This is a genomic window from Eudoraea sp. (genome assembly GCF_049669105.1).
Classification (GTDB): Bacteria; Bacteroidota; Bacteroidia; order Flavobacteriales; family Flavobacteriaceae; genus Eudoraea.
Genome location: NZ_JBATKE010000234.1, coordinates 1 through 4,551, shown reverse-complemented (window position 1 = coordinate 4,551; position 4,551 = coordinate 1). Strand labels below are relative to the sequence as shown.

6 protein-coding genes are annotated in these 4,551 nt (G+C 34.4%); all 6 read right to left on the bottom strand.

Going from position 1 to position 4,551, the window contains the following annotated elements:
• The coding region (locus tag WBM60_RS16950) for an NIPSNAP family protein (RefSeq protein ID WP_424283377.1) at positions 1-764 on the bottom strand (764 nt) is incomplete at its 3' end.
• A gap of 145 nt (positions 765-909) precedes the next feature.
• Positions 910-1,296 (bottom strand): DUF4258 domain-containing protein, encoded by a 387-nt coding sequence (locus tag WBM60_RS16945; RefSeq protein WP_424276868.1) that lies wholly within the window; start codon positions 1,294-1,296, stop codon positions 910-912.
• Between the two features lie 3 nt (positions 1,297-1,299).
• Positions 1,300-2,499: an alanine dehydrogenase gene (locus tag WBM60_RS16940; protein WP_299162724.1), complete on the bottom strand. Its 1,200-nt coding sequence runs from the start codon at positions 2,497-2,499 to the stop codon at positions 1,300-1,302.
• A 134-nt stretch (positions 2,500-2,633) separates the two neighbouring features.
• The gene (locus WBM60_RS16935) at positions 2,634-3,281 is read right to left on the bottom strand and encodes a hypothetical protein (protein WP_424263559.1); all 648 of its coding nucleotides are present in this window, start codon (positions 3,279-3,281) and stop codon (positions 2,634-2,636) included.
• A 100-nt stretch (positions 3,282-3,381) separates the two neighbouring features.
• Complete coding sequence (locus tag WBM60_RS16930; RefSeq protein WP_424263561.1) at positions 3,382-3,516, bottom strand: hypothetical protein; 135 nt, start codon at positions 3,514-3,516, stop codon at positions 3,382-3,384.
• 491 nt (positions 3,517-4,007) lie between these two features.
• On the bottom strand, positions 4,008-4,430 hold the full coding sequence (tsaE, locus tag WBM60_RS16925; RefSeq protein WP_424276867.1) for a tRNA (adenosine(37)-N6)-threonylcarbamoyltransferase complex ATPase subunit type 1 TsaE: 423 nt from the start codon (positions 4,428-4,430) through the stop codon (positions 4,008-4,010).
• Positions 4,431-4,551: the final 121 nt, after the last annotated feature.

Here is a 4,551-nt window from a genome sequence, read left to right as displayed (position 1 = left end):
GCATGAGAAACCGTATTCTCATATTTAGGATAAGTAAGCAATTCTTTCCATTCAGGGGAATCAAAAAAAGCTTTCCAAAGTTCATCCCTTGTTTCTTGATCTTTAAAAGTGGTCATATACATAAGATTAGGCATTTGGGGTCCCGATATTACTTCTGCGTAAAAAACGGCATTAAAACCTAATCGATTAAATAGCTTAATTTCACCACCCTCGTTAAACATAGCCACTTTTCTTTTGTAATATGCTTCCGTAGGGGATTCATAACTACGTAATTCATAAATACGATTGGTCTTTGGAACTTCAAATTGTGGGGCAAACAACTTAGGCATATTTTCGAATGCTTTCATAAGCACGGATTGTATGCGGTTATAGGGCGGATTTTCATGTGAAGCGTTGATAAATTTACTTCCGGTAGCCAAATACATACTGTCTTTTACAAGCGTCCTGTCCAGACCAAGAAATTGCTCCATAGATTCAAATGGAATTAATAACATAATACGTTTAGTTGTATCAGTCTCGTTTGATCTGGGCTTAAAAGCACCAATATTTTTTATGTTTTGTCTGTGAAGTGCAGGTATCAGTGAATTCCTGAAATAGTCATCCGTTTTAGATTCTTGTTCCTCAGTATCAAAATAATAGGTTTTAAGTTGATAGAATTCTCTGCTCTGGAGTACCTCAATTTGTTTATTAGCTGTTTCTTTCTTTGTTTCGCAACCACCTAAAATTAGTAAACAAACTATTATAGCATATTTGAATGATTTCATTTTTTAGAATTGAGTCGGTTATGGTTTTTAGTTATTAAAAACATACATAATTAATGGTTATTTGCTCAAAAAGTCACCTTTGTTCAAATGTTTAATAATTCAAAATATGATTAAATATGACTTTAATAAAAATAATATATACTTATTAATCAATTATCTGTAAATCATTTATTAAAATTGTACTGTCGCAATTCTTCACAGTTAAGGCCATAAATTTTTCCTTTACCATTCCTTCTATTAAATAGGTCTTACAAGTTGTATTTTTTGTGATACTCTTTTTAAAATTAACGTCACCGTCATTCAGAAAGTAGGCAATAGTTAGAGAGTCCAGGGCTCGTTCAGCAACCATCTGATCTATTTGCTTGGAATAAATTAGGGGTTTGGACCTTAATTCTTTTAATACCCTGCAATTAGGCAGATAACAAAAGCTGACACCGGTTTCATCTGATTTTTTTTTCAGAAAAAAGAAAAGGAAAACCAAGCCGATGGATAATCCAATAAGATAAAATCCTAATCGTTTTAGAAATGCCATTAACTAAAAAATAAGGAAGTTGATATCACTGTATTTTAGATCGAACCATTCACCAACGGATTTATTAGTAAGAATGCCGTGATACATATATAAACCATTTCGCAGGCCTCTATCAAATCTCAGTGAATTTTCCAGGCCTCCATCTTCTCCAATCTTTAAGAGATAAGGGGTAAAAATATTGCTGATAGACACTGATGATGTCCTTGGATATCTGGCAGGAATATTAGGGACGCCGTAATGGATGACACCAAATTTTTCGCGAGTGGGTTTATCGTGGGTAGTAAGTTCACTGGTTTCGAAACAACCCCCCATATCTATGCTCACGTCAATGATCACCGATCCTTTTTTCATATGTTCTACCATAGTACTAGAAACCACAATTGGCGATCTGTCACTGCCACGTACCGCCCCTATGGCAACATCGCATCGCTTTAAACTCTTTAAAAGGTTCTTGGGTTGCAGAGTAGAAGTATATATAGTCTGTTTAAGATTGGTTTGAATGTTCCGTAATTTAGTAAGGGAATTATCAAAGACTTTTACATTGGCTCCAAGCCCTAAAGCAGATCTGGCTGCAAACTCTCCAACGGTTCCTGCTCCTACAATTACCACTTCTATTGGGGGTACCCCACTAATATTACCAAACATAAGCCCGTTTCCCTGGTTGGTAGCGGCCATGATTTCCGATGCGATAAGCACCGAAGCAATACCCGCAATTTCACTTAAAGAGCGTACCGCAGGATACTTACCATCCTCATCCCGAATATATTCAAATGCTATTGCTGTGATCCTTTTTTTAGCTAGTTCCTCAAAATATTCCTTAGATCTTGTTTTTATTTGTAAAGCCGAAATAATAGTCGCCTGTGGATTCATTAATTGAATTTCCGACAGGGTAGGGGGCTCTACTTTTAATAAAAGCGGACACGAAAAAACCTTTTTTGTGTCTCGTGTTATTTTGGCACCTGCTTCAGTATATTCCTTATCCGTGTAGCTTGCACTTTCACCTGCTCCTGCTTCCATTAATACCCGGTGACCATTTGAGGTTAGGGCATTTACGGCATCCGGAGTAAGGCATATACGTTTTTCCTGATATTGGTTTTCATTTGGGATCCCAATGAAGAGCTCTCCTTTTTGCTTTAAAACTTCCAGTGTTTCTTCCTGTGGAAGTAGCTGTTGTTTACTAAATGGTGAGGAAGGTTGATTCATAAAAAGTAATTTCTAACCAATAATTTAGGTCAATCTCAAAATTACAATTTTTTTTTGATCAAGTGGGTTAGTAAAACGGGGGGTAAAAAAATCCTGCTCAAAAGGGCAGGATTTACGCTAATTATTTTTTTCTTTTATAAAAACATATTAAACAGACTCTTTAAAGAATGTTGAAACCGATTATATAATTGCTGAAGCGACTTATTTGGTGTTTTTTGTGATAAGTCTTCTTCCAATTCATCTTCTATTTTTGTCTTAACATTTATTCTTTCATTTTCCCGTCGCTCTTTGTCTTTATAGTATTGCAACTCTGCATCCATTGCGTCCAGGTCAATACCATGCACATATTTATCGTAAAGTTTTACTCTAATAAAGTAAACAAAGGGAATAACGACCATACAAACAGGTAATATCCAAAAAATGTTTTCTATATCTACGGTTTGATCATCATAGTAGTAAAAGACTTCTAAAATTTGGAAGGCATACATACATATAGGTACCAAAAGTATATGATACCACCAGTGTTTGTTGGTAAAGAACCAGATTAATAATAAGTAAAAGGGAACTATTTTACCTAGTAAGAACCACGCATAAGTGCGCACATTGGCAAATCCGTTACTATCAATAGTTATCCCCAGGAAATTGAAAGTGGCTTCCGGGTCTTTGGGTAAATAATCATGTAATTTAAAAATGAAAGGGGCTGCAATAATTAAAAAAATAGCCATAGATTCTATATACAATCTAGTTTTGGCTTTTTTACTCTTGTCCGGAATTTGACTCATTGAAACAATATTTCGAGGGTATATATTGCTCTAACGTAAAAAAGGGCAATTTATGATTGCCCTTTTCTTTAAAAAGTAATTTTATATTTAATAATTTATATTATTTAATAATAATATCTTTTTTATCCACTGCATCTTCATACAATTGATCGTCTGCAGTACTGTTCGGGGTACAGGATGCTGCCATCAGAATAAGGCAGGTACAAATTCCAAAAAAAAGTCTCTTAGTGTTCATCGTAAATCGTTTTTCGTTAAAGATTTGATCTGTTCTCAATAACAAATGTAGGAAAAAAAGCACTAACAAAATGTTATTTGTCCGAAAAATACAACCTTTTGTCGTAAAAATCATTCATTTTACCGATTTTTTTACCGTTCGTCGAGTTCAAGGCAATAAAACAGAGTCTTTTACGATAACTAATTCCTCTCTTCTCGAACAAAATCACATCAACTAACTTGCCACAGAGTAGTAAGTTTTTATTTTTGACTTTACAATTGATTATAATAATTTATGATTTTAGAACTAAAAGACAGAAGCGAAAATTTATAAAAGTTCTTGTTTTCTTAAATTAAATTTTAATAAATGAAAAGAAAGCGGAATATGGATTTTTTATCTCATCTATCAGTGGTCGATGATATAGTTCACTTTATCGATAATGTTTTTTTGGAAACCTTGGTAAAATAATACTTAAAAACAAATAACCTCAACTTGCTTTGTCCTTGCTATTGTTAATCAGGTTGGCTTAAATGAATCTGCCGAGTTACAGGATCAAGGATTTCCAGAGAAATTCTTGTGCAATTTTCGGGGAGTTGTGCTCCAATCTTTTCGGGCCATTCAATAAAAATCCAGACATCCTGACTAAAGTAATCTTCCAGTCCCAGATCGAGCGCTTCTTCTTCATTATCCAGGCGGTAAAAATCGAAATGATATCCCAACAAATCTCCGTTCCTGCTTTGATATTCATTAACTATTCCAAATGTCGGGCTATTGGCCTGATTCCCCCCATCTAAATATCGGACCAGAGCTTTAATTAGTGTGGTTTTCCCGGCTCCCATCTCACCGTAAAAACAAAGGATTTTTGAGCAGGCCTGATCCAGTATTTTCGCCGAAACCTCATCCAATTCCTGAATAGTATAGATTATTTTCTGCATATATAGTATAAATTCCGTATATTTAATAGACCGATATAAGAATATAATAAATTGCGATAGGGTGGTTTATTTTCTAAAAGGTAAAAATAGAATTTGTTTTCAAATAAAAATGATTCGATAG

Coding starts and splice junctions, on each gene's coding strand:
- WBM60_RS16930 (WP_424263561.1), bottom strand. CDS start 3,516: ATGAACACTAAGAGACTTTTTTTTGGAATTTGTACCTGCCTTATTCTG.
- WBM60_RS16935 (WP_424263559.1), bottom strand. CDS start 3,281: ATGAGTCAAATTCCGGACAAGAGTAAAAAAGCCAAAACTAGATTGTAT.
- tsaE (WP_424276867.1), bottom strand. CDS start 4,430: ATGCAGAAAATAATCTATACTATTCAGGAATTGGATGAGGTTTCGGCG.
- WBM60_RS16940 (WP_299162724.1), bottom strand. CDS start 2,499: ATGAATCAACCTTCCTCACCATTTAGTAAACAACAGCTACTTCCACAG.
- WBM60_RS16945 (WP_424276868.1), bottom strand. CDS start 1,296: ATGGCATTTCTAAAACGATTAGGATTTTATCTTATTGGATTATCCATC.